The sequence below is a fragment of the Bacillus sp. AK128 genome, assembly GCF_053903075.1.
Genome location: NZ_CP096379.1, coordinates 2,497,625 through 2,522,500, shown reverse-complemented (window position 1 = coordinate 2,522,500; position 24,876 = coordinate 2,497,625). Strand labels below are relative to the sequence as shown.

23 protein-coding genes, 2 rRNA genes and 1 pseudogene (1 of these 26 running past the window's edge) are annotated in these 24,876 nt (G+C 36.4%); 18 read left to right on the top strand and 8 right to left on the bottom strand.

Annotated elements, in window-relative coordinates; translation table 11 throughout:
• The 5 genes from M1D60_RS12535 to M1D60_RS12515 form a co-directional block, all read left to right on the top strand.
• Positions 1-1,851, top strand: a 23S ribosomal RNA gene (locus M1D60_RS12535); it begins 1,075 nt to the left of the window's first position.
• 66 nt (positions 1,852-1,917) lie between these two features.
• Positions 1,918-2,033: ribosomal RNA gene (gene rrf, locus M1D60_RS12530) — 5S ribosomal RNA — on the top strand.
• Positions 2,034-2,544: 511 nt separating this feature from the next.
• The gene (locus M1D60_RS12525; protein WP_456275213.1) at positions 2,545-3,810 is read left to right on the top strand and encodes a SpoIID/LytB domain-containing protein; all 1,266 of its coding nucleotides are present in this window, start codon (positions 2,545-2,547) and stop codon (positions 3,808-3,810) included.
• Between the two features lie 257 nt (positions 3,811-4,067).
• Positions 4,068-5,141, top strand: a complete 1,074-nt coding sequence (locus M1D60_RS12520; RefSeq protein ID WP_456275212.1) for a Gfo/Idh/MocA family protein — start codon at positions 4,068-4,070, stop codon at positions 5,139-5,141.
• 148 nt (positions 5,142-5,289) lie between these two features.
• Complete coding sequence (locus M1D60_RS12515) at positions 5,290-6,660, top strand: hypothetical protein (protein ID WP_456275211.1); 1,371 nt, start codon at positions 5,290-5,292, stop codon at positions 6,658-6,660.
• Between the two features lie 114 nt (positions 6,661-6,774).
• Here M1D60_RS12515 and M1D60_RS12510 read toward each other — a convergent pair whose 3' ends face one another.
• Together M1D60_RS12510 and M1D60_RS12505 are read right to left on the bottom strand one after the other, a co-directional pair.
• A complete protein-coding gene (locus M1D60_RS12510) occupies positions 6,775-7,071 on the bottom strand; it encodes a hypothetical protein (protein ID WP_456275210.1) in 297 nt (98 codons plus the stop codon).
• A gap of 125 nt (positions 7,072-7,196) precedes the next feature.
• On the bottom strand, positions 7,197-7,826 hold the full coding sequence (locus tag M1D60_RS12505) for a YitT family protein (RefSeq protein WP_456275209.1): 630 nt from the start codon (positions 7,824-7,826) through the stop codon (positions 7,197-7,199).
• 157 nt (positions 7,827-7,983) lie between these two features.
• Here M1D60_RS12505 and M1D60_RS12500 point away from each other — a divergent pair, with 157 nt between their 5' ends.
• The 5 genes from M1D60_RS12500 to M1D60_RS12480 all read left to right on the top strand — a co-directional run bounded on the left by M1D60_RS12500 (position 7,984) and on the right by M1D60_RS12480 (position 14,583).
• Positions 7,984-8,424, top strand: a complete 441-nt coding sequence (locus M1D60_RS12500) for an Lrp/AsnC family transcriptional regulator (RefSeq protein ID WP_456275208.1) — start codon at positions 7,984-7,986, stop codon at positions 8,422-8,424.
• Between the two features lie 73 nt (positions 8,425-8,497).
• The gene (locus tag M1D60_RS12495; protein WP_456275207.1) at positions 8,498-9,019 is read left to right on the top strand and encodes a type 1 glutamine amidotransferase domain-containing protein; all 522 of its coding nucleotides are present in this window, start codon (positions 8,498-8,500) and stop codon (positions 9,017-9,019) included.
• A gap of 436 nt (positions 9,020-9,455) precedes the next feature.
• Positions 9,456-12,311, top strand: a complete 2,856-nt coding sequence (locus M1D60_RS12490; RefSeq protein ID WP_456275206.1) for a 2-oxoglutarate dehydrogenase E1 component — start codon at positions 9,456-9,458, stop codon at positions 12,309-12,311.
• A complete protein-coding gene (odhB, locus tag M1D60_RS12485; RefSeq protein ID WP_456275205.1) occupies positions 12,298-13,572 on the top strand; it encodes a 2-oxoglutarate dehydrogenase complex dihydrolipoyllysine-residue succinyltransferase in 1,275 nt (424 codons plus the stop codon). Before M1D60_RS12490 ends, odhB begins: the two co-directional genes overlap by 14 nt.
• 258 nt (positions 13,573-13,830) lie before the next feature.
• Complete coding sequence (locus tag M1D60_RS12480) at positions 13,831-14,583, top strand: alpha/beta fold hydrolase (protein ID WP_456279437.1); 753 nt, start codon at positions 13,831-13,833, stop codon at positions 14,581-14,583.
• Positions 14,584-14,692: 109 nt separating this feature from the next.
• Here the strand turns inward: M1D60_RS12480 and M1D60_RS12475 are convergent, their stop codons facing one another.
• Positions 14,693-15,139: a GNAT family N-acetyltransferase gene (locus tag M1D60_RS12475; protein ID WP_456275204.1), complete on the bottom strand. Its 447-nt coding sequence runs from the start codon at positions 15,137-15,139 to the stop codon at positions 14,693-14,695.
• Positions 15,140-15,302: 163 nt separating this feature from the next.
• On the opposite strand from M1D60_RS12475, the gene M1D60_RS12470 reads away from it, so the two are divergent.
• Complete coding sequence (locus M1D60_RS12470) at positions 15,303-16,529, top strand: MFS transporter (protein ID WP_456275203.1); 1,227 nt, start codon at positions 15,303-15,305, stop codon at positions 16,527-16,529.
• Positions 16,530-16,609: 80 nt separating this feature from the next.
• Here M1D60_RS12470 and M1D60_RS12465 read toward each other — a convergent pair whose 3' ends face one another.
• The gene (locus tag M1D60_RS12465) at positions 16,610-16,735 is read right to left on the bottom strand and encodes a hypothetical protein (protein WP_456275202.1); all 126 of its coding nucleotides are present in this window, start codon (positions 16,733-16,735) and stop codon (positions 16,610-16,612) included.
• Between the two features lie 116 nt (positions 16,736-16,851).
• Positions 16,852-17,115 carry a hypothetical protein gene (locus M1D60_RS12460; protein WP_456279436.1) on the bottom strand — a complete coding sequence of 88 codons (264 nt, stop codon included), beginning with the start codon at positions 17,113-17,115 and terminating at the stop codon, positions 16,852-16,854.
• A gap of 390 nt (positions 17,116-17,505) precedes the next feature.
• Between M1D60_RS12460 and M1D60_RS12455 the strand changes: the two genes are divergently transcribed.
• The 3 genes from M1D60_RS12455 (at position 17,506) to M1D60_RS12445 (ending at position 19,961) form a co-directional block, all read left to right on the top strand.
• Positions 17,506-18,312: a polysaccharide deacetylase family protein gene (locus M1D60_RS12455; protein ID WP_456275201.1), complete on the top strand. Its 807-nt coding sequence runs from the start codon at positions 17,506-17,508 to the stop codon at positions 18,310-18,312.
• 152 nt (positions 18,313-18,464) lie between these two features.
• Complete coding sequence (locus M1D60_RS12450; protein ID WP_456275200.1) at positions 18,465-19,259, top strand: CPBP family intramembrane glutamic endopeptidase; 795 nt, start codon at positions 18,465-18,467, stop codon at positions 19,257-19,259.
• A gap of 93 nt (positions 19,260-19,352) precedes the next feature.
• Positions 19,353-19,961 (top strand): flavin reductase family protein, encoded by a 609-nt coding sequence (locus M1D60_RS12445; protein WP_456279435.1) that lies wholly within the window; start codon positions 19,353-19,355, stop codon positions 19,959-19,961.
• A gap of 58 nt (positions 19,962-20,019) precedes the next feature.
• On the opposite strand, the gene M1D60_RS12440 is transcribed toward M1D60_RS12445, so the two are convergent.
• Entirely contained in the window at positions 20,020-20,547 is a 528-nt protein-coding gene (locus M1D60_RS12440) for a methyl-accepting chemotaxis protein (RefSeq protein ID WP_456279434.1), read from the bottom strand.
• Between the two features lie 282 nt (positions 20,548-20,829).
• Positions 20,830-21,195 (bottom strand): annotated as a pseudogene (locus M1D60_RS12435) (protoglobin domain-containing protein); the annotation flags it as partial.
• 335 nt (positions 21,196-21,530) lie between these two features.
• On the opposite strand from M1D60_RS12435, the gene M1D60_RS12430 reads away from it, so the two are divergent.
• Complete coding sequence (locus tag M1D60_RS12430; protein ID WP_456275199.1) at positions 21,531-22,007, top strand: GNAT family N-acetyltransferase; 477 nt, start codon at positions 21,531-21,533, stop codon at positions 22,005-22,007.
• A 36-nt stretch (positions 22,008-22,043) separates the two neighbouring features.
• Complete coding sequence (locus tag M1D60_RS12425; RefSeq protein ID WP_456279433.1) at positions 22,044-23,057, top strand: S66 family peptidase; 1,014 nt, start codon at positions 22,044-22,046, stop codon at positions 23,055-23,057.
• A gap of 16 nt (positions 23,058-23,073) precedes the next feature.
• On the opposite strand, the gene M1D60_RS12420 is transcribed toward M1D60_RS12425, so the two are convergent.
• Positions 23,074-24,117, bottom strand: coding sequence for a hypothetical protein (locus M1D60_RS12420; protein ID WP_456275198.1), 1,044 nt, complete (start codon positions 24,115-24,117; stop codon positions 23,074-23,076).
• Positions 24,118-24,201: 84 nt separating this feature from the next.
• On the opposite strand from M1D60_RS12420, the gene M1D60_RS12415 reads away from it, so the two are divergent.
• Together M1D60_RS12415 and M1D60_RS12410 are read left to right on the top strand one after the other, a co-directional pair.
• Entirely contained in the window at positions 24,202-24,570 is a 369-nt protein-coding gene (locus M1D60_RS12415) for an Hsp20/alpha crystallin family protein (RefSeq protein WP_456275197.1), read from the top strand.
• A 12-nt stretch (positions 24,571-24,582) separates the two neighbouring features.
• Complete coding sequence (locus M1D60_RS12410; protein WP_456275196.1) at positions 24,583-24,849, top strand: spore germination protein; 267 nt, start codon at positions 24,583-24,585, stop codon at positions 24,847-24,849.
• The last annotated feature ends 27 nt before the right edge of the window (positions 24,850-24,876 follow it).

The following is a 24,876-nucleotide window of genomic DNA, read 5'->3' as shown; positions in this document are numbered from 1 at the left end:
AGGATGTGGAGTTGCCCAGACAACCAGGATGTTGGCTTAGAAGCAGCCACCATTTAAAGAGTGCGTAATAGCTCACTGGTCGAGTGACTCTGCGCCGAAAATGTACCGGGGCTAAACGTATCACCGAAGCTGTGGAATGTCTAACGACATTGGTAGGAGAGCGTTCTAAGGGCGTTGAAGCTAGACCGTAAGGACTGGTGGAGCGCTTAGAAGTGAGAATGCCGGTATGAGTAGCGAAAGACAAGTGAGAATCTTGTCCACCGAATGCCTAAGGTTTCCTGAGGAAGGCTCGTCCGCTCAGGGTTAGTCAGGACCTAAGCCGAGGCCGAAAGGCGTAGGCGATGGACAACAGGTTGATATTCCTGTACCACCTCCTCACCGTTTGAGCAATGGGGGGACGCAGGAGGATAGAGAATCGCGCGATTGGAAGTGCGCGTCCAAGCAGTTAGGCTGGTAAGTAGGCAAATCCGCTTACCATAAAGGCTGAGCTGTGATGGCGAGGGAAATATAGTACCGAAGTTCTTGATTCCACACTGCCAAGAAAAGCCTCTAGCGAGGTGAGAGGTGCCTGTACCGCAAACCGACACAGGTAGGCGAGGAGAGAATCCTAAGGTGATCGAGAGAACTCTCGTTAAGGAACTCGGCAAAATGACCCCGTAACTTCGGGAGAAGGGGTGCTCTGGTAGGGTGAAAGCCCGAGAGAGCCGCAGTGAAAAGGCCCAAGCGACTGTTTAGCAAAAACACAGGTCTCTGCGAAGCCGCAAGGCGAAGTATAGGGGCTGACACCTGCCCGGTGCTGGAAGGTTAAGAGGAGAGGTTAGCGTAAGCGAAGCTTTGAATTGAAGCCCCAGTAAACGGCGGCCGTAACTATAACGGTCCTAAGGTAGCGAAATTCCTTGTCAGGTAAGTTCTGACCCGCACGAAAGGTGTAACGATTTGGGCACTGTCTCAACGAGAGACTCGGTGAAATTATAGTACCTGTGAAGATGCAGGTTACCCGCGACAGGACGGAAAGACCCCGTGGAGCTTTACTGTAGCCTGATATTGAATTTTGGTACAGCTTGTACAGGATAGGTAGGAGCCTGAGAAGCCGGAGCGCCAGCTTCGGTGGAGGCGTCGGTGGGATACTACCCTGGCTGTATTGAAATTCTAACCCACAGCCGTAACCCGGCTGGGAGACAGTGTCAGGTGGGCAGTTTGACTGGGGCGGTCGCCTCCTAAAATGTAACGGAGGCGCCCAAAGGTTCCCTCAGAATGGTTGGAAATCATTCGTAGAGTGTAAAGGCACAAGGGAGCTTGACTGCGAGACCTACAAGTCGAGCAGGGACGAAAGTCGGGCTTAGTGATCCGGTGGTTCCGCATGGAAGGGCCATCGCTCAACGGATAAAAGCTACCCCGGGGATAACAGGCTTATCTCCCCCAAGAGTCCACATCGACGGGGAGGTTTGGCACCTCGATGTCGGCTCATCGCATCCTGGGGCTGTAGTCGGTCCCAAGGGTTGGGCTGTTCGCCCATTAAAGCGGTACGCGAGCTGGGTTCAGAACGTCGTGAGACAGTTCGGTCCCTATCCGTCGTGGGCGTAGGAAATTTGAGAGGAGCTGTCCTTAGTACGAGAGGACCGGGATGGACACACCGCTGGTGTACCAGTTGTTCTGCCAAGGGCATCGCTGGGTAGCTATGTGTGGACGGGATAAGTGCTGAAAGCATCTAAGCATGAAGCCCCCCTCAAGATGAGATTTCCCATTCTTTAGAAGTAAGACCCCTGAAAGACGATCAGGTTGATAGGTCTGAGGTGGAAGCGTGGTGACACGTGGAGCTGACAGATACTAATAGGTCGAGGACTTAACCATATTTAAACGACAATCTTGCATACGAACATTATCTAGTTTTGAGGGAGCAATCCTTCAATCAAATAGTTTGGTGATGATGGCGAAGAGGTCACACCCGTTCCCATTCCGAACACGGAAGTTAAGCTCTTCAGCGCCGATGGTAGTTGGGGCATTGCCCCTGTGAGAGTAGGACGTTGCCAAGCAAAGAGAAAGAGCGTAGCTATTGTAGTTACGCTTTTTTGTTGCCAATTTTAAAATAAAAGACTTCAAATATGTAATAATATGGAAATGTCGTTTTTAAGTCTGCCATTTACTATATAAAACATAATAATCGTTGATAAGCTATATAGTTTGGTTGATACTTTTGGAAAGTTAGATTATGTAGGTCCAATTGGTTTCTGCGGAATTATTATAAGAAATCGTGAAATAAATGAGAAAATCGTGGAATTAATTTACTTTTTCATGGAATTAACTTAAAAACTACGGAATTAGATGTATTTTTCGTGGAATTATCTTAAAACTACAGAATTAGATGCATATTCGTCATGGATTAGCCTTTGTATCAGCTGGTTCTAGTAACATTACATAATCTACTGTGATCTTATAATGCAAAAAACTTAAATTTAAGCAATAAAATTGTCATTTCGAAATCCCAACAGAATTATTATATAAATAACTGTCATGAGAATAATTAATGGCTAAGGATGGGAATCTATGGTCATGAGATATTTACTTGGTTGCCTAATTAGTTTAGTTATATTGTCATTTACAAGCATGGTAGAAGCAGATGAAAAGATTGTAAAGGTTAAACTTGTTAATTATATTGGAGAAACTTCTAAGGTAGCACTTCAATTAAAGGGAGATTACATGTCATTAGATCCTACATTAACTTTATTGGAGGGGACTACATATTACCTTGTAGTGAAAAAAGGACAGCTTTATATAATTGGTGGAGGTGTAGAACAAAAATTAAATGGTACTTTTGCACTTGTACCAAGAGCGTATGATGAAAATCATGTAATAACAATTAATGATCGCTCTTATTTAGGTGCCTTTGAATTTCAAATTGAAAAAAACAAATATATTAGACCAGTTAATCAATTACCACTTGAGGATTATTTAAAGGGAGTAGTTCCATTTGAGGTTTTCCCTTCATGGGGCATTGAGACATTAAAAGCTCAGGCGCTTGCAGCAAGAACCTATGCAGTCTCACATCTTAACGCAGACATGAATGATACGATTCAATATCAAGTTTATGCAGGGTATGATTGGAGACCTTCAACAACAAGGGCAGTAGAGGAAACAAAAGGTGAAGTAATAACTTTTCAAAATAAATTAATTGATGCCTTTTACTCTGCAAGTAATGGTGGAGTGACTGAAAGTAATGAAAATGTTTGGGGAGGAAAGTCTATTTCCTACTATCCAATTAAACCAGATCCTTATGATCCAGTTAACCCTTGGGAATACAAGTTAAAGCACACTCAAATTGAATTGGAAGATATAAACTGGGATCAATCTGAATCATGGGAAAATCTTGTTGAAAAGGATGAGGGAGTTACCACTACTATGAAAAAGTGGTTAGAAAGGCAGGGATACCTAGGGGAGATTAAAATTCTCTCAATTCCTAGATTTGAACTATCAAGTCAACGTCTTGATTCTGGCCGTTCACTAAAGGGCTCTATATCCATTCAATTCCTCCAACGAATAATTGATGGAACAGTACTTTATAACGAGATAAAACTAGAGGATGTTAACATAAATAAAATAAGGCCGATGATCGGTGGAGTTCTTTTTAAGAGCTATTTAATAGACTCCCTAAAAGACCAGAATGGTGAATATACGATGAAAGGAAGAGGCTATGGTCATGGTGTAGGCATGAGTCAATGGGGTGCCCATGTCATGGGAAAAGAAGGGAAGTCTTATAAGGAAATTCTGCAGTTCTATTTTCCAGGAACTGAAATTACGAATATTAGTGAGTGATTTTAATAAAGAGCCGGCCATTCTAAAGTGGGGCTCTTTATTGATTCAATTGAACGGGGTGGGACGTTCTATGGGCCTTTTTCTTTATTTAATGGAACAGGTCCCCATCACCGATTTGTTGATGATCTTCTTCATCAACTTTAAGTTGGTGTTTGTTTATTCATTTCTTTTTTTTGTCTTTCCTTATGTAATAATAAAAATAGGAAAATGGCTAAAATTACAAATATATAAATATTACAAGTTGAGAGGTGTTTGGGTTGGAAAAGAAAATTAGAGTTGGAATTATCGGAACAGGCTTCGGTGCAAAGGTACATGCTCCAATTATGCAATCTCATCCAGGTTTTGAAGTTGTTGCGATTTCAAGTGTATATCGGGGAAATCTTGATTCTGTTAAACAGGAAACCGGAGTTGAAAATATTTACGATGATTGGAAGAAAATGTTGCAAGAGCAAGAACTTGACTTACTTTCTATAGCATCCGCTCCTTACTTACATCATGACATGGTATTAGAGGGTTTTAAAAAGAATTTACATATCCTATGTGAAAAGCCAATGGCATTTGATGCAAATGAATCGAAGCAAATGATTACGGCTAGAGATCAAGCTGGAAAATTTGGTTTCATTAATTTTGAATTTAGATTTCTGCCAGCTAGAATGAAGGTTAAGGAAATCTTATCAAGTGGGAGTTTAGGTGAGATTACTCATGTTTCATATAAAGCGAACTTTTCCTCTTATCAAGGTTTATTAAAGAATCATCGTGGATGGCTCGGACAAGAACAGTATGGTGGAGGAATGCTTGGTGCGATTGGGTCACATATGTTTGATTCATTAACATGGTGGTTAGAGGACGATGTAAATGAAGTAAGTGGTCAATTACCAATCCATGTTCAAAAAGTAACACATGATGGTGAAACGGAGGAGCGTACAGCAGAGGATTCCTTCCAAGCATTTGGAACATTGAAAAAGGGAACTAGCTTTTCAGTCGAACTATTATCAGCTACGAGGCATCGTTCTGACCAGTGGAAATTAGAAATCTTCGGTAAAAATGGTTCTCTTATTTTGACAGATGATCAAATAGTCGAAGTGGCTATAGGAAATGATGAATTATCAGCTGTAGAGCTAACAAGGAGGATTGAAGAACCAAGTGATTTATCGGCTAGAGCCCTCTCTTATTATCAAGCGTTCTATCCTATGTTAGATCATCTACATTCATCTGTTAGTAATAGTCATCTTACTGAAGCATTACCAACCTTTGAAAATGGCCATCGTGTCCAACTTATTCTAGATGCAATCCGTTTGTCCGCTAAAGAAGGTAGAAAAATTAAGCCTTAAACATAAAGAAGAGTCGGTATTCTGATATCCAGATGCCGTCTTTTTATTAAGCTCTTTTCTAAAACTTTGTTGGCTTACCTAAAGCAACAATCTATATAAAAACATCCTTTTTTTAATTATGATCATCTAGAGCAAAGGGGTAAAACCTATGAAGCGAACCATTTTGAAAAATATGTATATCATATATACTTTTATTTTGGTAGTGTATACAGTTAATATATTTTGGGGAAATAGTCTTATAGACTTACTTGTAGGAATTCTAGCGATACCTATGTTGATGCTATCATTTTTTGGTGCTAGTAAATTATTTAGAATTCTTGGGAGTTTATTTATTAGTGTTGGTGTGATTCTTTTTATAACCTCTAATTTATCAGTTGGGAGTATTCCTGAATTTATGACTGTAAATATGCCGTTATTGGCATTTTTACTTGTTCTTCCTTGGATGAACAGTATAGTTAGAGCTGGACGGTATGACAGACGCCTGAAGGAAATGATGGAGGACAACGTCTCAAACTTAGGAAAGCTTTATGTAAGAAGTTCTTTTACGACTTATATTTTATGCACATTTATTAATATATCGGCATTATCATTAACTCAAGAAATATTGATGAATAATCTTTCGAAAGCTAAAAAGAAGCTCAGAGATTCCTTTATAAGTAGAATTACACTACGTGCATTTGCTTTAGCCCTTGCGTGGAGTCCGATGGAAATCATGGTCGCTATGACGATAGAAGCTACAGGTGTGAGTTATTTAAAATATTTACCATGGTTAGTCCTGATATCTGTTTTTGTTTTATTAATAGATTGGTGGAACGGTAGAAGAAGATTTAAAGATTTCCCCTATGAACCAGCTGAAACTAGGAGGATAAGAAAACTAGATCCGCAAAAGGTTACAATATATATCATCAAGCTTATAAGCGCTCTTATCGTATTTTTAACTCTTGTCGTAACGGCCGGGAATGTATTTCATTTAAATTTTATTTTGTCAGTTACATTAGTCATACTACCCTTTTCATTTGGTTGGGCGATACTCATGAAAAGAACACGAAGTTTTATTCATATTGGGTGGAAATCTTGGAAGATTCGTTCTAATAATATTCAAAACTTTGTCGTCCTTTTTTTATCATTGTCTTTTTTTACGAGTACCTTAAATGAAACTCCCTTCCTACAACTTATTCAGCAACCATTTATAGCAGCAGAAGGTTCACCTTTACTTATCTTATTGCTCATACAATTTACTTACCTGGGGATGACACTAATTGGGGTTCATCCGGTAGCAACGATTGGAATTCTAGCAGAGGTGATTCAGCCATTATTTTCATTTGTTAATCCTTTAAGCATCGGAATAGTACTCATTGTGGGTGCATTGACTACTGCAACAGTGGGAGCCTATGGGGTGACTGTAACGTTAACCTCAATGAACACCAAACAGAATCCATATCGCATCATGATAAGAAACATGCCGTTTTCACTTTTTTATGGGACATTAGGCACGTTACTGGCTTTTTTATTATTATGATTAAGCGATAAGGCCATATTAATCAAATAGTCATAAATATAATCTGTACTGACAAAAGCAGGTTGTTTGTAATATTGGTTTTAATAAAAATTTATAACTACTTTTGGTTGCAATTTAGATTCTTTTTTTTATTTCTTCAGTGACAATAAAGGCAAGCTCCTCATTGCCAAATAGAGACAGAACACCTAATAATGTGTGATCGGATATTTCTCCGGCCTCATGTTTATCGACAGTTAACTCCATTGCTTCTCGTAAATGGGGATTAGAACCTTGGTCTGGATAAGCTTTTACATATAGTGCCTCAGGATTAAGGTCATGGTTTACACACCACTGAGCAAACACAAGAATCATCATTTTTTCGTCTTGTTGGTAATTATGGATAATGCTTTGTTCAAGTTCTTTTTTGTTCATGAGAGGTGCTCCTTTTAATAACATAGTATTAAGAAATTCTATCAGAAGTTTCGGCCCAAGCATAGGTTGATATCTGAAACTATAATGAATATAAAAGACACTGTCCAATGAACAGTGTCCTTTTATTAGTCTGCAAGAGGAACATGTACTTTTCTTCTTGAATATTGATCTTTTTTAACTGGTGCAGTTGTTTTTCTCTTGATGTCTTCCTTGAAATAACTGATAACTTTTGAGATTACGAAGATGGAGAGAATTGAGCACAACCCTTTTATCCAGCCTAGTAAGAAGAAACTTGATAAAACAACAAGCAAATCAAATATAAAATTTACGGTACCGGGATTAAAGTTAAACCGTTTTTGCAAGAAGAGTGCTAGAATATTAGCTCCACCGAGAGAGGCTCCATTCATAAAAATGACAGTTAAACCTAATCCAATTAATAACCCACCTAAAATAGATCCCACTAGCATAGGAATCGTGAAGCTAGGCAGAAACTGATCAACAGCTGTCATAAGGGACAGAACAGAAACAGCACCTGCAGTCGTTAATGTAAATCTCCAGCCCATTTGAAGCACAGAGAAAATATAGAAAGGGAGATTAATAATAAAGAAGATGATCGCAAAGGGGAGGTTTGTAAGATAGGTAACACTTAATGCAAGGCCCGCAGTACCACCAGTAACGATATTAGAGTGTCTTAAAAGAATGACACCACAAGTAACAACAAAACAGCCTAATAATATTAATAATATTTTTTTCATATATATTCACCCCGTTTCTTGTATAAATATCCTTATAATAAATATAAAAGATAAACGGAGTAATTCACATGCAATAATGAAGGTATTATGTTAAAATCATAAACAAATTGAATTAATTAATGAATATTCGTATTCATTTTGAAAGAAGGCGTTTTCAGTGGACAAGATAGATCTCAAACTACTAGAACTTTTACAAAAAAATGCTCGGATGACAATTAGTGACTTATCAACTGAATTAGCTTTAAGCAGACCAAGTATTACAGAAAGACTCCACCGGTTGCAGGAAAATAAAGTGATTGAAGAATTTACAACAAGGGTCTCATTACCAGGGGTGGGTAGAGAGATTATGCTTATTATCTTAGTGGGGAGCTTAAAAGTCTCCATTTCAGAGTTTGAACAAATGGCGATTGACACAGAGGAAATTATCGAGTGCCATCGTGTGACTGGGGAAGTAAGTTATGTAATAAAGGCTGCTGTATCAAACATGAATAATATGAGATTATTGATTGACCGACTAATTCCTTATGGACAAATTAATACATCAACTGTTTTAGCTTCTCCAGTTCCTTATCGCTATATTTTACCAATAGAAGACTAAAGATTGGTTATTATGCTTGAAAAAAGGGTAGACAATCTACATAACCACATAACCAAAAGATGGAGGTAAGTTAATGAAACTTAAGTCAAAAAAAATAATCCAGTTAGTAAGCCCTGATTTTGAAGACCTTGAATTATGGTATCCCGTTTTGAGGTTGCGAGAAGAAGGAGCAAAAGTAGTTATTGTTGGAGAAAAGGCAGATGAAAAATATGTAGGGAAGTATGGGGTTCCGATTACATCGGATCTTTCCTTTAAAGATGTAAACCCTGATGAATATGACGCCATTTTAGTACCAGGTGGATGGTCACCTGACTTATTAAGAAGATATGATGAAGTATTAAATATGGTAAAAGCGATGGATAAACAAAAGAAACCTATTGGGCAGATTTGTCATGCTGGCTGGGTTCTAATTTCAGCTAGAATTTTATCAGGCAGAAAAGTAACTAGTACACCCGGTATCAAAGATGATATGGAGAATGCTGGGGCTACGTGGGTAGATGAACCAGTGGTAGTAGATGGACATATTGTGTCTAGTCGACGTCCACCGGATTTACCTGATTATATGAAGGAATTTATTTCTATTCTGTCAAAATAATGAATAGCTTGAGGATATTATCCTCAAGCTATTTTTATGGATTCTTTTATCTACTCTTGTTAAGGCCATAAAGAACTTTAAACTAATTGTACGCTTTACTGGATAAGTAAAGAAAAAGAAAGTAAAGATAATAGGGAAACTAGTAGTAGATCTAAGCCTTTTATCCAAAAAAACATAGGTAATAACTGAGTATAGTAGGAGGGTGAAATTGATAGCTAAGTGCTAGCAAGGTGATAATTTTAAGATAGACACTGTTATATTTTAAAATAAATCAGTTTCTTCATTGAATTATGTTAGAAAATTAGATAGATTTGGGTATAGTATGGTAAGCTTTAAATACCTTACATAATGTTCAATTAATTTGATAAGTATGTAATAAACAACAAATCCAACTGATCAAGGACTTGATCCCTAAGAGAGAATGGGGGCATTTATTATGAACAATAGTGAATCAAAAAGAATATGGGAATCATTTTATGGTCCAAATATGGGCTATATTTATGAGGCGTATGAAAAATACCAGAAAGACCCACTTTCCGTTGATGAAACATTAAAAGCTTTATTCGAACAAATTGGTCCACCTCCTATAGAGGATGAATCTGCTCATTTAGCTGAACCAACAGTGCAGCCTGTCCAAAACCAAGACCTTAAAGCTACAGTTTCTGCCATGAAACTGTTAAGAAATCTTCGTCGATTTGGACACTTAGCTGCAACGATCAATCCACTTGAAGACAAGTATTCAAAAGTATCAAGATTTAAAGAACTGGATTCATATAACCTCACAAGAGCTCAACTCGAGCAAATTCCAGTAGAATTGCTTTGGGAAGATGCTCCACACTTTATTAAAAATGGCTTAGAGGCATATGAGCATTTGTCCAATGTGTATTCTCAAAGTATTGCATATGAGTTTGAGCATATTCATGATGAAGTTGAAAGACAATGGTTAGATCAATACGTTGAACAGGAAAAGATTAATATAGCTCTTCCTGATGAAGAACGAATGAAACTCCTTGAAAGACTTCTCCAGGTAGAAGGATTTGAAAAGTTTCTACAGCAGGCGTTTGTTGGCCAGAAGCGTTTTTCTATTGAAGGTTTAGATATGCTTGTACCAATGCTTGATAAGCTTATTGAAGAAGGCTGTGAGGATCATACTGAGAATATATTTATCGGAATGGCCCATCGTGGACGATTAAATGTACTGGCTCACGTTCTTGGTAAACCGTATGAGCTTATTTTTTCTGAGTTTCACCATGCTCCTAACAAGGAGCTAGTTCCATCAGAAGGTTCTCGTGGAATCAATTATGGTTGGTCTGGTGATGTTAAATATCATCTTGGGGCTAATCGTGAGGTTCAAGGTGAAGAGCGGACTATTCGAATCAATCTTGCAAATAATCCTAGTCACCTTGAGTTTGTTAATCCTGTTGTTCAAGGAATGACAAGGGCTTCCCAACAAGAACGTCATCAGAAGGGCTTTCCAAATCCTGATAAGCAAAAAGCATTTAGCGTACTTGTTCATGGAGATGCGGCTTTTCCAGGAGAGGGAGTTGTGGCAGAAACGCTTAATTTAAGCCGTTTAAAAGGTTATGAAACAGGTGGCACCATACACATTATTGCTAATAATCAGCTTGGATTTACTACAGATTATGAGGACTCTCGTTCCACTACGTATGCAAGTGACTTAGCAAAAGGCTTTGAAATCCCAATCCTTCATGTTAATGCTGATGATCCTGAAAGTTGTCTAGCAGTGATGGTTTTTGCATACGAATATCGTAAAAAGTTCCAAAAGGATGTCTTAATAGACTTAGTTGGCTATCGACGTTTTGGTCATAATGAAATGGATGATCCATCAGCAACTCAACCGTTAAGATATGAAAAAATTAAAAACCACCCTACCGTGGCTAAGAAATATATGAATGTTTTAGTTTCAAAGCAAATAATAACAGAAGAAGAAGGAAGCGAAAAAGAAAGTGTATTTATGGAAAAGCTTCAGTCTATCTTTGATGAATTAATTGAAAAGAAAGCTAGTGATGAGAAAAAGCCTATTCCTAAACCAGTTTCAGAAGGTATTCCAGTTGTGGATACAACCGTTCCTTTGGATGTCCTCAAAACAATAAACCAAAATTTATTGGAATGGCCAAAAGATTTTAATGTTTATCCTAAGCTTGAAAAGATTCTAAAGCGTAGAGAAAAAGCACTAGAAGATGGGAATCATGTTGATTGGGCCCTAGCAGAAACATTGGCATTTGCTTCGATTTTAAATGATGGTAAACCAGTCCGTTTAACTGGGCAAGATAGTGAAAGAGGAACGTTTGCTCATCGACACTTAGTCTTGCATGACTATAAAAATAACAATAGGTATTTACCATTGCACCATTTACCTGATGCCAAAGCCTCGTTTTCTCTTTTTAACAGCCCATTGTCAGAGTCTGCTGTTTTAGGATTCGAATACGGATATAGTGTTCAAGCACAGGAAGCCTTGGTATTGTGGGAAGCTCAATTTGGAGATTTCGTGAATGTTGCTCAACCGATTATTGACCAATTTATCGCTGCGGGTCGTGCGAAGTGGGGACAAAAATCAAGTCTAGTTATGCTCCTTCCTCATGGTTATGAGGGTCAAGGCCCTGAACATTCAAGCGGTCGGATGGAAAGATTTCTCCAATCAGCTGCCGAAAATAACTGGACTGTAGCTAATTTAACAAGTGCAGCACAATATTTTCATATATTGAGAAGGCAGGCCATTATAACTGATCGAGAAGAAGCTCGACCATTAATTATCATGACACCAAAAAGTTTATTGCGCCATTCCTTGACAGGATCACCTGGTACAGACCTAAGTGACGGGGAATTCAAGTTACTTTTAGAGCAAAAAGGAACAGGCGAACAACCTGACAAAGTGAAACGCCTCATTTTATGCAGTGGAAAAGTGGCAATAGATCTCGCAACGGAACTTGATAAAATGGAGAATAAGGATAAAAGTCTTCTACACATAGCTAGAGTCGAACAACTGTATCCGTTTCCTAAAAAGGAAGTAAAAGAACTGCTTGGTCGTTTCTCTAATCTTGATGAAGTATGTTGGGTTCAAGAGGAGCCAAAGAATATGGGTGCTTGGACAGTTATACAAGATTATATTAGAGAGCTTGTTCCGGACAATGTTAACGTTGAATATATTGGTCGTCATAAACGGTCTAGCCCATCTACAGGTGAGCCACATATTCATAAGCATGAACAAGCAAGAATTGTTGAGGATGCGTTAAATGTGAGTAAAGGGGGAGCAAGGAATGAAGGAAATTAAAGTGCCAGAGCTAGCTGAGTCCCTAACAGAAGGTACGATTGCCGAATGGCTTAAAAAAGAAGGGGATTTTATAGAAAAAGGTGAAGCGATCGCTGAGCTTGAAACAGATAAAGTAAATGTTGAAATAAATAGTGAAGATAGTGGCGTGATTGCTGAGTTCCTCTTTCAGCCTGGTGATACGGTAGAAGTCGGGCAAGTCATTGCAAGGCTGGATGAAAAAGGAACAGCATCAACAACAAATGAATCCACCAAAACAGAAGAAGCTACTGAAGAAAAAGATGAACCAAAAACTGTAACAAAAGATGAAACACCAAAAGAGAGTTCGCAACAATCAGAGTCAAATCCAGAAAAAGGTAAGGATAGAAAGCCAATTGCATCCCCTGCTGCAAGAAAGCGGGCCCGTGAACTAGGAATTGATCTAAATGAAATCCCTTACCAGGATCCATTAGGTCGAATTCGTCAAGAGGATGTAGAAGCTTACAAAAAACAATCCTCTTCGAAAAAAGAAGAAACGAATACAGCACCTCAAACGAAGGCTACAAAGCAAGAGGATCATCGAGTAGAGCGAATTAAAATGTCAAGAAGACGTCAAACCATTGCAAAACGTCTTGTTGAAGCTCAGCAAACTGCAGCGATGCTTACTACTTTTAATGAAGTGGATATGACAGCTATTCTTGACCTGAGAAATCGCCGTAAGGATGCATTTTTAAAGAAAAATGATGTTAAGCTTGGCTTCATGTCATTTTTCACAAAAGCTGTAATCGGTGCGTTAAAGGAATTCCCATTAGTAAATGCAGAAATCCAAGGTAATGAAATACTACTTAAAAAGTTTTATGATATTGGGATTGCCGTATCGACAGATGATGGTTTAGTCGTACCTGTTGTTAGGAATGCGGATGGACTAAGCTTTGCTGGAATTGAACGTGAAATAGGCAGGTTATCTGAAAAGGCTAGAAATAACTCATTAGGACTAGATGATTTAACCGGTGGTACGTTTACCATTACAAATGGAGGGATTTTTGGTTCGTTAAATTCTACTCCTATCTTGAACACACCTCAGGTTGGAATTTTAGGGATGCATAAAATCCAAAAACGTCCAGTTGTTGTTGATGAAAAGAACGATACCGTTGAAGTAAGACCGATGATGCATCTAGCCCTTTCTTATGATCATCGTATTATTGATGGAAAAGAAGCTGTTCAATTCTTAGTTCGTGTTAAGCAGTTATTGGAAGACCCTGAAGATTTATTATTAGAAGGTTAAACTCAAAATGTAGAGAAGCCAAATTTGGTTTCTCTACATTTTTTTTAAATTTAATTGAAAGTGGGTGAGTAGATTAAGAATGGTTCTTGGGGTTTTTCTAATTCATATGAAGGAATTTTTCTTATTGTACAATACAATGTAGAATGAGATAATTCCCATATAATGTAATGAAGAGGAGAGCGGAAATTGAAAACATCTAAGGTTTCCAAAGGTTATATTCATTATGAGATAGTAGGTAGTGGTTTTCCGATTGTGATCATGCATGCTATGGGTACTGATCATCGCTCAATGAAATGGATAGAGTCAATATTTAAAACGGTTCGTGGTTTTATGAGAATCTATATTGATTTACCTGCTCACGGTAAAAGTATAATAAGTGATGATTTACGGACATCTGATGATATTCTAACAAACATATTAGAATTTATTGATCAAGTTATTCCCAATCAACTATTCTCCCTAATTGGGTCGTCATATGGCGGCTATTTAGCACAAGGTATATTGCATCATAGGAGTGAAAAAGTAAAGAGTATTTGTTTGTTGGCTCCTGCTCTTCACTTAAGAAAGAGAAATATACCTGAAAAAGTTATCCTTGCTAAAGATGAGGAAATAGTAAATGAGCTTTCACCTGGAATTAGAACGGCATTCGAAACATTAATGATTAATCAAACTAGGGAGAACCTTACCATTTTCTTAAATGAAATTCAGCCAGGACGATTGTTAGCCAATCGAGAGTTCCTGATGTCAAATTGGAGAGATGAAGGATATTTTTTCAAGTTTGAACTCTTTAAAAAAGCGGTAGAATTCTCTCAGCCAGCCCTAATCATATTGGGAAAACAAGATTCGATTTGTGGATATAAGGATCATTATTTTCTCCTTGATAAATTTCCTAATGGAACCTTAACTGTATTAAATCAAGCAGGTCATATGCTTTATATCGATAAACGGGAAGTCGTGGAAATCTTGATAAAGGATTGGCTGATAAGGACAAATGAGGCGAAGAGTGACTAGGTAGGTGTTAAAACTAACTACGATCAAGTGGAAACATCTAAAAAATAACGCTCAGTTCAAAACTCTGAGCGTTTGGTAGTTAAGTCGATTTTTTTAAAAAAATATCACATTATTTAGTTACTTCCCAATAAAACATATCATTCTCTTGCCTAGTCTTCTCCATTCCTACTTTTTCGAGTACTCTAATTGATGGAGTGTTTGAAGTTAAACACTCTGCTTTTACTTTATTTACGTGTTCAAAAGAGAGCGCCCATTCAATCAGCTTATTGACAGCTTCGGTTGCGTAACCATTCCCGTGAACTTCTGGAACCATCCCATAACCTACCTCAACTGAACTCTCTAAGTCAGGCTTTCCTTTAAAACCTATATCCCCAATAATTTTGTTGTTTTCTTTCTGTATAACTAACCAAGCACCCCAGCCTAAAAGTGACGAGTCTTCTGATAGTTTTTTTAAGTAATCCAGAATATGAGGGCCAATTTTATATTCTTCCGAGATTTCTATTATTAATTCGTTTGTACAAGGTACGATGATTAATCTTTCTGTATGTAGTTTCATTTTTAGATCTCCTTTTACATGTAAACTATTATTCTAATTGATTTCATATAAGATTTATCTTTAAAATTTATCTTTCCAAAATCTTACTAATATTTTACAATATGTAAGGGTTATTATGATATAAATATTTTCAAAATAAAACAAAGCTTAGGGGATTATTTGGATGAAGCATTTAAAAGGTACATTGGCGGGACATAACATTCGAGTTATGTACTGGGTTCATTTTTTTGGGGCGATTAGTTTCTTAGCTCCAGTTTTAACGTTATTTTATACAGAAAGAGGCTTATCTGCATCTCAGATTTTAATTGTATTAATGTTTTGGAGTGGTGCTGTTTTAATAGGGGAAGTGCCAACTGGAGTTTTTGCAGATCGATTTGGAGCTAAGATTTCATTTTTAACAGGTACTCTATTAAAAATCCTAAGTTTAGTATTATTGTTGTTTGCATATGAACCGTGGATGTTTTTCTTATATAGCTTTATTAATGGATTTTCAGTGACATTTTTTTCTGGAGCAGATGAAGCACTAATCTATGATTCTTTAAAAGAGAGTGGTCATGAGAACCAGATGGATCAGGCTATGGGTCATATTCAAGCAGCAGGTTTTATTTCAATGGTATTTGCTGTATTGTTTGGTGCTTATTTAGCAAAGGATCTACAAAATGAGCAGTTTATCTTATTGATTGGACTAGGTTTACTTTTTTACCTTGTGGAATTAATCCTTGTACTTCGAGTGAAGCAGCCACAACAAGAAACGCCTTATCGGGAAAATCCGTTCACACAAGTGAAAAGTGGACTTAAAGTAATTAGAGAAGCACCACAGTTACTTGTGATGTTTTTAAATGTAACGTTAGTATTTATTCCTGCAGGTGTGGTCTATAGCTATTTTGATCAGCCATTAATGTTAGAGTCGGGTTTACCAGTATATCTAATTGGTGTTATGTACGCGGTTGCTTCATTAATTGGCTATATTGCTTCTAATTCGATAGGATGGATGACAAAGAAGTTTTCAAGAGTTTTTCTTATGAATATTACAGGGGTATTCGCAGTACTAGGATTACTTATGTCAGCATTCATCTCTCATTCTCTGTTTGTTATATTAGGAGCCTTCTTAGTCCTTAGGTTTATTCAAGCCGTTCGTTATCCAATTTATTCTCAATTAAGTAATGATTTAATTCCGTCTAATGTTCGAGCCACCACTATTTCATTATTATCAATCGTGGACTCCATGTTGGACTTAGTCTTGTTTGCAACACTATCCACTGTGGCTCTGACTGGATACACAAATGTACTGGTTGCTTCAGCAGTGATTGTGTTGATTGGAACACTACTCCCGATCAGAAAAGTAAGGAAAGAGATTGTGCTAGAGAATGCTGAGGATCAAGTAGTATAAACTTATGCAAAATATAGATAAAGGCAACTAGGATCTCATAGAACTAGTTGCCTTTTGTAAATTAGAAATATACTTATTGATTACATTTTCTCTTCAAAATCATCCAAATACCTACGGTCTGCTTCAACAACTCCATCCATAATCGTCTTGGCCATGACAATCCCAATTAAAAATATGCTGACTACAATAAAATAAGCCATAAACATCTAACATCACTCCTGTATTTAGTTTATAGCTTTATTGTAAAAGTTCTTTATTAATCTTCCTGTGAGGTTTCTCACAATTGGATGAGGATTATTTTTACAAATTTGTGACAATAAACCTATTTATACATTGCTTGGAGGTTTTCTAAATCCACTACTAGTTGTTTTATTTGCAACTGTGTAAGAATTACCGGCATTTGATCATATAGAGTAATAATTTGACCGTCGTGTTGGTCTTCATGCTGCCTTAGGTAGTGATATAATTTAGTGAACTGATTCTTGTTAAGGACTGAACCTGTTTCAAAGCCTTTAACCTGCTGTATATAAAATTCATTGGTGCCTGCATCAAATTCTCCCGAAATAATATTACCTTCGATATGAATAAAAATCACCTCAATTAGATAGATTCAGGTATAGTTTATCCAATTCTATAAATTTCCATTTAATATTTTTTAGTATCATTGTTTATTTAATGAAGGCTGTTTTCGTTCAATTATTGGTTTGCGTAAAAATGCCTATAGAAGGATTTTCACCTTAGTATCAAGATCTTGCAATACATTTAGAGAGTTGCTCTTTTCTACATCCATACTCAATTTTCTTATAAAACTGATAGTACACCTACTAAATGAACACGATAGCGACAAAGTTTTATAAAAAGAGCCTTCATGAGAAGAATTAGATGAAAAGTATTTTTCTCTAGCTAAGCCAATCAAGGAATAAAGAAGGCAATTTAATTAAAAATAACAATGTAATAATAAAAAGGAGATGGATCAATGAAAAGTAGATATAAAATGTCGTTATTTTTGTTTTCATTAATATTCATATTTGTTTCGCAAAGTGTTGGACAAGTTGCAGCTCAACCAAATAATAATTTACCGCCTTTAAAAGGTGGGGCTGAAACTGAACGTGTCCGTAATCCAGTTTCTAATATTGTGTTACAGCAGAGGTATCCTGAAACGATTGTGTTAAGAGGTCCGCAAAATGTAAATAAGGTTGCTCTTACCTTTGATGATGGTCCTGACCCTAGGTTCACCCCTGAGGTATTAGAAGTTTTGAAGGAGTACAATGTCAAGGCAACCTTTTTCTTAATGGGATCACGTGCTAAAGCCTATCCTGAGCTAGTTCAGAGAATTATTGATGAAGGACATATTATCGGAAACCATACTTATTGGCATCCGAATCTGGTTAAAGAAGGGGAGATAGCCACTTTAGAAAGAGAGGTTTCCCAAACAGAGGATGCCTTAGCTGAACAAATTGGCTACCGAACTAAATTATTCAGAGCACCATACGGTTTTTTATACAATGAATTAGTCGAAGAACTTAAGCAATTAAACTATACAGTTGTAGGTTGGTCTGTAGATTCATTAGATTGGCAAGAAGCTCCTCCTGAACAAATTTCCTATAATGTAATCAGTAATGTACATCCAGGTGCTATTATACTCATGCATGATGGAGCGGAATGGGACGGTGATCGTACTAATACAATTAAATCTCTTCGTCAAATCATTCCAGCATTAAAGAAGCAAGGCCTTGATTTTGAAACTGTACCAAACTTACTTAATATCCCATACCGAAAGTGAAAAATAAATCGACAGCTGTCGATTTATTTATTTTGTATTCATTTACCGAATTTCATAAAATATTTGGTAAGAACTTTTATTTATAGGAATATTTTAGGTAATCTGATAGATTAAAGAGAGGGGGATATAAGCTTTTGGTAAGGAGTAAATAAATGAAAAAAACTGTTGGAATGTTAATCATTAAATTATTAATATTAAGTATATACTTTAGCCTTTTGCCATTTATGTTTCAAATGAGCGATGTAATGAGGTTTATACATATTGTGCTGTTTTTTCCACTTGCTTTTCTAGTTTCAAAACTGGACGGTTCTGAAGGAATGAAAAGCTATGGAATAACTTTTCATTCTGCATGGATCAAGCGGTTATTATATGGTCTACTACTAGGTTCCTTTGCTTGGTGGGTGTTATTTGCATTTTATTTATATTTTGGAAAGCTCCAGTTCCAAGGAATAAAGGAATTTAGTTACAGTCTACCCACATTTCTAATTATATTGTTTGGTTTTGGGACAGGTTCACTAATAAACGACATGATTACTAGGGGCTTGGTGTTCTATCATTTGAAAAATAGAATTTCCCCCGTGTTATTGTTTGTTATTAGTATCTCTATCTATACGTTTGATGATGGCTGGTATGCAGGTTTTAGTCTTCAAAATACACTCTTCTCGGTTTCGCTCGGACTCAGTTTAACTTATGTATTCTATAAGACAAATTCAATATGGGCAACTACTGGAATTCACTTCGGTTTAAACCTTGTTTACGGTCTGTTTTTTGGAATAACAGGGGTAGCGGGTGATGGTGTATTTGTAGTGAGTGAAGGTACTAACACTCCTAATTGGACTGACTGGTTATCAATATTCGTTGCGGCTGGAATTTTTTACTGTGTACTATTTTACTTCAGAAGAAAGAAGATTTTAACTGATACTGTACAAATCCAGATTCAAAAGTAGTTGTTAAGCTTTCTTATTTCAACAAAATCTAGGGAGGAAGCTATTTCTTTTATCCTCACAGTACAAAAAAATGAAAGGGATGATGAAAATATGATGATATCTATAAACCCTAGTAGTATTTCGGAAAGAGAAAGCTATAAGTTATTAATAGGAAGTATTGTGCCGAGGCCAATCGCATTTGTTACGACGCTCTCCAAGGAAGGAGTTTTAAATGGTGCTCCTTTTAGTTACTTTAATATAGTATCATCTAATCCTCCGATGATTTCGTTGTCTGTCCAGCGTTCGGCAGGCAGGCTAAAGGACACAGCGAAGAACATTCTTGAAAGTAAGGAGTTTGTCGTTCATATTGTAGATGAGCAAAATGTTGATAAAGTTAATGAAACAGCTGCGAGTTTACCACCAGACCAAAGTGAAATTGAGCATGTCAATCTTACACCAGTAAATAGTATAAAGGTGACAGTACCAGGAGTGGAAGAGGCTAAAATCCGAATGGAGTGTATCTTAGAACAATCTATACAATTAGGTGATAAAGATTCTCCAAGTTGTGATTTATTTATCGGAAAAGTGGTTCAGGTTCACATAAATCAAGCCATTTATGAAAACGGTAAAATTGACCCAAGAGGTTTAGGGGCTATTAGTAGATTAGCAGGAAATGATTATGCGAAAGTTGGAGACATCTTCACAATCGAAAGACCAAAGTAAAAAATTAAGTCCGTAAAAAAAAGAGGCAAAAGCTACTTAACGAGCTTTTGCCTTATTTTTAGTTTTCAGCCTTATCTAATAAGGTGTTTGATAGGGTTGATAGATTTTTAGTTGTATGATTAATCTCACGGATCGAATAAACGATCGAATCAAGGTCCTGTTTGTTACGATCAAACAGTGAGATATAGTTTTCCATCTCCATTTTAACTGTTGATAGTCCGTTCTTAACTTGGTGCATCTGCTCTTGAGAGCTTTGTGTAGAATGATTCATGGACTTCATATTTTCTACTAAATGTAGGATAGAATGATTATTTTGATCTACTAAAGTTTTAATTTCATTGCTTAGCAATTTAGAGTTTTCTGCCAATTTTCGTACCTCTGACGCAACAACTGCAAATCCTTTTCCTTGTTCTCCTGCTCTGGCTGCCTCAATTGAAGCATTTAAGGCGAGAAGATTAGTTTGATCGGCTATTCCTTCAATATTTTTTGTCATTGATAGAATTTTTTCCGAAGTCTCTTTCAGATGAACGATTCCCTGGATGGAGGAATCAACCTCTTGAATCACTTCGTTAAACGCTCCGATCATTGAACTCATTTGAGTTTCATTCTCATTTGTTAAATTTAATAGGTTCTGACTACTCTTTTGAGTATACTCTGTCTCTTGTCGAATCTGGTCTGCCTTTGAGCTAGTCTCATAAATAGAAGCTTCTGTTTCTTCCACTGAAGCAGCTACTTCTTGGCTAATGGCGACTAGTTCCTTCTGAAGCATTTCTTTATTTGCATTTAGTTCCTTTAGCTCGTTTATTCTTGATTCTATATAGTTCTCCACAACTAGCTGTGAGTCAAGATTAGTTATATGGGTAATAGCAAGAATCATTTTTGATAATGTTTCAGGGTCGCCCTTAAACTTTCTGATGATTTGAGGTATAAGTAGAGTGTTTAAAGCTGAATAGGTGGCTATAAACCATGAAGCAGGTAGATTAGCACCATTGTGGGTTCCACCAATTCTTTTTCTCATTTCAAAATATTGTTCATCTAGGTTACCACTAAGCACACTCTTAAAATACCTAACAAATACTTGATACAATCGTTCTCTGTTCGTATGTTCTGAAGCAATTCCCTTTAAAATTGGTTGTTTATATAACTGATCTAATACTTTTTGTAAAACTTCGTCTACCATTTCAAATATAAATTCTTGTGAATTCTGTAACAAATTTAAGTGTTCCTGTGTCATTCCCATATAATTCAATTTTGCTGCAATATTTTTTTCGTTTACAATTGCAATCTGATGATCCTTTGGAAACTCTATGATTGGTTCAAATAAATCTTCTTTAGCTCTAGTATTTTTCATTAGTCCAAACATTTTCTCATGTCCCTCCAATTTGCGATAACTATATTGTATAACATATGTATAACATATGTATAGGTTTTATTTTCGAAATAAACGTATTTAAATTGTGGGTAAATTTGGTATTATGAAGGAAATAAAGGTTTCAAAGAGAAGATATAGCTCTTACTAGTTAAATAAAGATTCTAAAAGAATTCTAGACAAAGAAGTGGGGGTTTTTAATGTTTATTCTACCAAAACGAGATTTGCCAGCAGAGAAAATAAACGATTTCTTTAAGCGTTACTGGGGAAGTTCAGAGATGGTTATTACAAGTGGAGTATATGATTGTCACTTATTAGACGGCGTTTCTGTTATAGACACCAAAGGCACTATAATGGGTCTCATCACTTATACTATTAATGGAGATGAATGTGAAATTATTTCACTAGATAGTGTTCAGGAAGGCAAGGGGTTCGGAACATTGCTTGTACAGGAAGTTGAAAATATAGCAAGACATGATAAATGTAAGTTAGTAAAACTTATAACTACTAATGATAATTTAAACGCATTAAAATTCTATCAAAAGCGAGGATTTATCCTATCAAACCTATATATTAATGCTGTTGATAAAGCGAGAAAATACAAACCTACGATCCCACATATAGGGTATGAAGGAATTCCAATTAGGGACGAAATTGAGCTTCAAAAGATCCTTTAACAAGTAATGAAAAAATAGAGTTAAGGAGAATAGATGATGATTAAATATCCGATTCTTTTAAAAGAAGCTACTATTGGAGTAACTGCACCATCAAGTGGGGTACCAGAGCCTTTGCATGATATGTTCAAATCTGCGTGTGATCGAATGGAATCAAGAGGATTCAAGGTCGTTTGTGGGGAAACTGTCTGGACTCAAGATAAGGCAAAGTCAGCACCTGCAATCAAGCGGGCTGATGAGTTTAATAATATGATGAAAAACGAAGATATTCATTTAGTTATTCCAAACTGGGGTGGAGAACTCTTAATCGAAATATTGGAAGATCTAGATTTTAATAGCATGAGAAATAAGTGGGTGCTTGGATATTCTGATACTAGTGTATTACTTTTGGCGGTTACTTTAAGAACGGGTATAGCCACAGCCCATGGTTCTAACTTTGTAGATTTAAGAGGGGAATACTATGACGAGACAACTGCCATGTGGGAATCCGTTCTTTCTACCAATGTAGGTGAAACTGTTCTTCAGCAATCATCTGCTAACTTTCAAAAAGAGTGGAATCACGCTGAGCCTAGTCCATGTGTGTTCCATTTGACTGAACCAACCTATTGGAAATCTATCTCAAATCAACCTGTTCAAATAAAAGGAAGATTGCTAGGTGGATGTATTGACGTCATTAGACACCTAATCGGAACTCCATATGGGGATGTACAAGGGTTTAGAAAAAAGTTTACGAAAGAAGAACCCCTTATCTGGTATTTAGAAAACTGTGAATTAAATACTGCAGATTTAAGAAGGTCTTTAGTACAAATGAAGCTAGCGGGGTGGTTCCAAAGTTGTTCCGGAATTATGTTTGGAAGAAGTGCTTTAAATAAACCTGTTGATAACTATACGGAAGAGGATGTGTATCTAGACCTTTACAACGAGCTGCAGATCCCTATTATTTATGACATTGATTGTGGGCATATGCCTCCACAAATCACACTAATTAATGGCGCTATTGCAGAAGTTATTGTTGAAAATGGTAAAGGTACAATTAAGCAGCAATTTAAGTGATCATCATTTTACAATTTCATAAGAGTATATATTCAAGCAAGATTTCTTTCTGATAAGTAGCTAAGTAGTTTATTAGACTTGAAAATAGTAAGATTTGCTCATCAGGACTGAATCCAGTAATTTGTGATGATTGTACGTTTGGGTAAAGGTCATTCATACTATTAAAATAACTTATTGCTACTTCAGAAAGAACTATTGGTTGAATTCGATGGTAATAGACATAACTTAAAAGATCAGGGTCGTTTAGTAGTTCATCATATAAATCAGGAAACTTTGTAAGGTTAAAGGTGCTTTTTATTGCCGTTTTTATTTGTTTTCTAGAGACCTGTTTATTGGCGTACTTCTTTATTAGTAAATTTTCAGGGTGGATCATGTTTTGGGCAGTATTGTAGGTATCTAAATACCTTGGAAGTAACGCTTTAAGAAGGTCTGTAATTAGTAGCAAAGATTTTGCTTTTTCTTCTATACTATTAGCGAGCAAAATTAGTTGTTGATCATCTAGAAGAAGAGGATTTGTTATATCATCTTCAAACTGTTCTATTTCATTCAGTAGACTTAAAATTCTTTCATAAAAGGTGTTAAACCCATAACTAGCACTCCATTTATACGTCATAAAATCCCAGACTTTATTCAGGACTATTTCTTTTGAAGCTATTTGTTGGAAAAATTCTGGAACTTCTTCAACACCTAAGAGTATCTTTATTTCTTCATAGATTTTTTTGATTTCAGGAGAAGCATCTTCTGGCGAGACTATCTCGTCCTCTTCTTTTGATGAAGTTCCTTTTTCCGTCACACCCAACCCAACAGTTCCAGAGTCTTCTATTTTAATAATCTTTAAATCGCCTATATAAAAACGGTGGACACCGTCCTCTTCTTTTATTTCTTCCTCCATTAAATGACCTATCTGTAATGTGCCCTTCACACTTTCCACTGTAACTTTTTGTATATAATATTCGTATACATTTATCTCTGATAAGTATTTATTTAAATGCTGTGTGTATTGATGCAAGTGTTCGATTTGTTGTTGTATTTTTTTTAAGGAATCCACTTCATTTTCCATCAAATAATCTCCTTTTCATGATGAATCACACCTTTAAGGGATCTGAATAGACTATATAATACTTATTCTCTTGGAGGTATTGATATGAATAACAATAAGAATGTGTATGGTATGCCCCCAAACACTCAAAATAAACAACCGCCGATCCGTAAAAATGAAATTCGTTCTCCTAAGGTTGATTTATTTGAAACCAATCAACAATACTTCTTACGTCTTAGTTTACCAGGGGTAAAAAAAGAGAATTTAAAAATATTATTAAATGAACAAGGTTTCCTTGATATTAGTGGTAAAGTTGTTACTCATTTCCCGGAAGTTACTAGAAACATTATCGTACAGGAAATTTTTCAAGGACCCTTTCAACGCAAAGTGAAGATCCCGGGGGGCGTGGATAAACAGAGTATTAAGTTTCATTATGACAATGGCATTTTAGAAGTTTATATGGCAAAAATATAAGGTTGTGAAAAAATGGTATTAGGTGATAATGAACCGGTAAGTATAGTGTTTTTCGGGGGTATTAAAGTAAACCAAATGGAAACAAATGCTGCCTTTTCTGTGGGAGAATCGTTTTATCAATCATTAGAAAGTCAGGTTAAAAATAATCTTATTGCAGGGCAGACATTTGGTGACTTTGTTTTTAACAATTTTAATCCTATAGCTTCTCCAGTTTATGACCCCGATGGAATGGATTCATTTATGCCAATAGCCCAATCTTCTTTAGGATTAGAAGATTGAGTGAAAATTTCTTAATTGAAGTGTTAA

What these genes read in the sequence shown, in the direction of transcription:
- M1D60_RS12490 (WP_456275206.1), top strand. Translation starts at nt 9,456, where the DNA reads ATGAACAATAGTGAATCAAAAAGAATATGGGAATCATTTTATGGTCCA.
- M1D60_RS12425 (WP_456279433.1), top strand. Translation starts at nt 22,044, where the DNA reads ATGATTAAATATCCGATTCTTTTAAAAGAAGCTACTATTGGAGTAACT.
- M1D60_RS12480 (WP_456279437.1), top strand. Translation starts at nt 13,831, where the DNA reads ATGCATGCTATGGGTACTGATCATCGCTCAATGAAATGGATAGAGTCA.
- M1D60_RS12515 (WP_456275211.1), top strand. Translation starts at nt 5,290, where the DNA reads ATGAAGCGAACCATTTTGAAAAATATGTATATCATATATACTTTTATT.
- M1D60_RS12445 (WP_456279435.1), top strand. Translation starts at nt 19,353, where the DNA reads ATGATATCTATAAACCCTAGTAGTATTTCGGAAAGAGAAAGCTATAAG.
- M1D60_RS12505 (WP_456275209.1), bottom strand. Translation starts at nt 7,826, where the DNA reads ATGAAAAAAATATTATTAATATTATTAGGCTGTTTTGTTGTTACTTGT.
- M1D60_RS12440 (WP_456279434.1), bottom strand. Translation starts at nt 20,547, where the DNA reads ATGATCGGAGCGTTTAACGAAGTGATTCAAGAGGTTGATTCCTCCATC.
- M1D60_RS12450 (WP_456275200.1), top strand. Translation starts at nt 18,465, where the DNA reads ATGAAAAAAACTGTTGGAATGTTAATCATTAAATTATTAATATTAAGT.
- M1D60_RS12475 (WP_456275204.1), bottom strand. Translation starts at nt 15,139, where the DNA reads ATGAAACTACATACAGAAAGATTAATCATCGTACCTTGTACAAACGAA.
- M1D60_RS12420 (WP_456275198.1), bottom strand. Translation starts at nt 24,117, where the DNA reads ATGGAAAATGAAGTGGATTCCTTAAAAAAAATACAACAACAAATCGAA.
- M1D60_RS12415 (WP_456275197.1), top strand. Translation starts at nt 24,202, where the DNA reads ATGAATAACAATAAGAATGTGTATGGTATGCCCCCAAACACTCAAAAT.
- M1D60_RS12510 (WP_456275210.1), bottom strand. Translation starts at nt 7,071, where the DNA reads ATGAACAAAAAAGAACTTGAACAAAGCATTATCCATAATTACCAACAA.
- odhB (WP_456275205.1), top strand. Translation starts at nt 12,298, where the DNA reads ATGAAGGAAATTAAAGTGCCAGAGCTAGCTGAGTCCCTAACAGAAGGT.
- M1D60_RS12470 (WP_456275203.1), top strand. Translation starts at nt 15,303, where the DNA reads ATGAAGCATTTAAAAGGTACATTGGCGGGACATAACATTCGAGTTATG.
- M1D60_RS12430 (WP_456275199.1), top strand. Translation starts at nt 21,531, where the DNA reads ATGTTTATTCTACCAAAACGAGATTTGCCAGCAGAGAAAATAAACGAT.
- M1D60_RS12525 (WP_456275213.1), top strand. Translation starts at nt 2,545, where the DNA reads ATGGTCATGAGATATTTACTTGGTTGCCTAATTAGTTTAGTTATATTG.
- M1D60_RS12465 (WP_456275202.1), bottom strand. Translation starts at nt 16,735, where the DNA reads ATGTTTATGGCTTATTTTATTGTAGTCAGCATATTTTTAATTGGGATT.
- M1D60_RS12495 (WP_456275207.1), top strand. Translation starts at nt 8,498, where the DNA reads ATGAAACTTAAGTCAAAAAAAATAATCCAGTTAGTAAGCCCTGATTTT.
- M1D60_RS12410 (WP_456275196.1), top strand. Translation starts at nt 24,583, where the DNA reads ATGGTATTAGGTGATAATGAACCGGTAAGTATAGTGTTTTTCGGGGGT.
- M1D60_RS12455 (WP_456275201.1), top strand. Translation starts at nt 17,506, where the DNA reads ATGAAAAGTAGATATAAAATGTCGTTATTTTTGTTTTCATTAATATTC.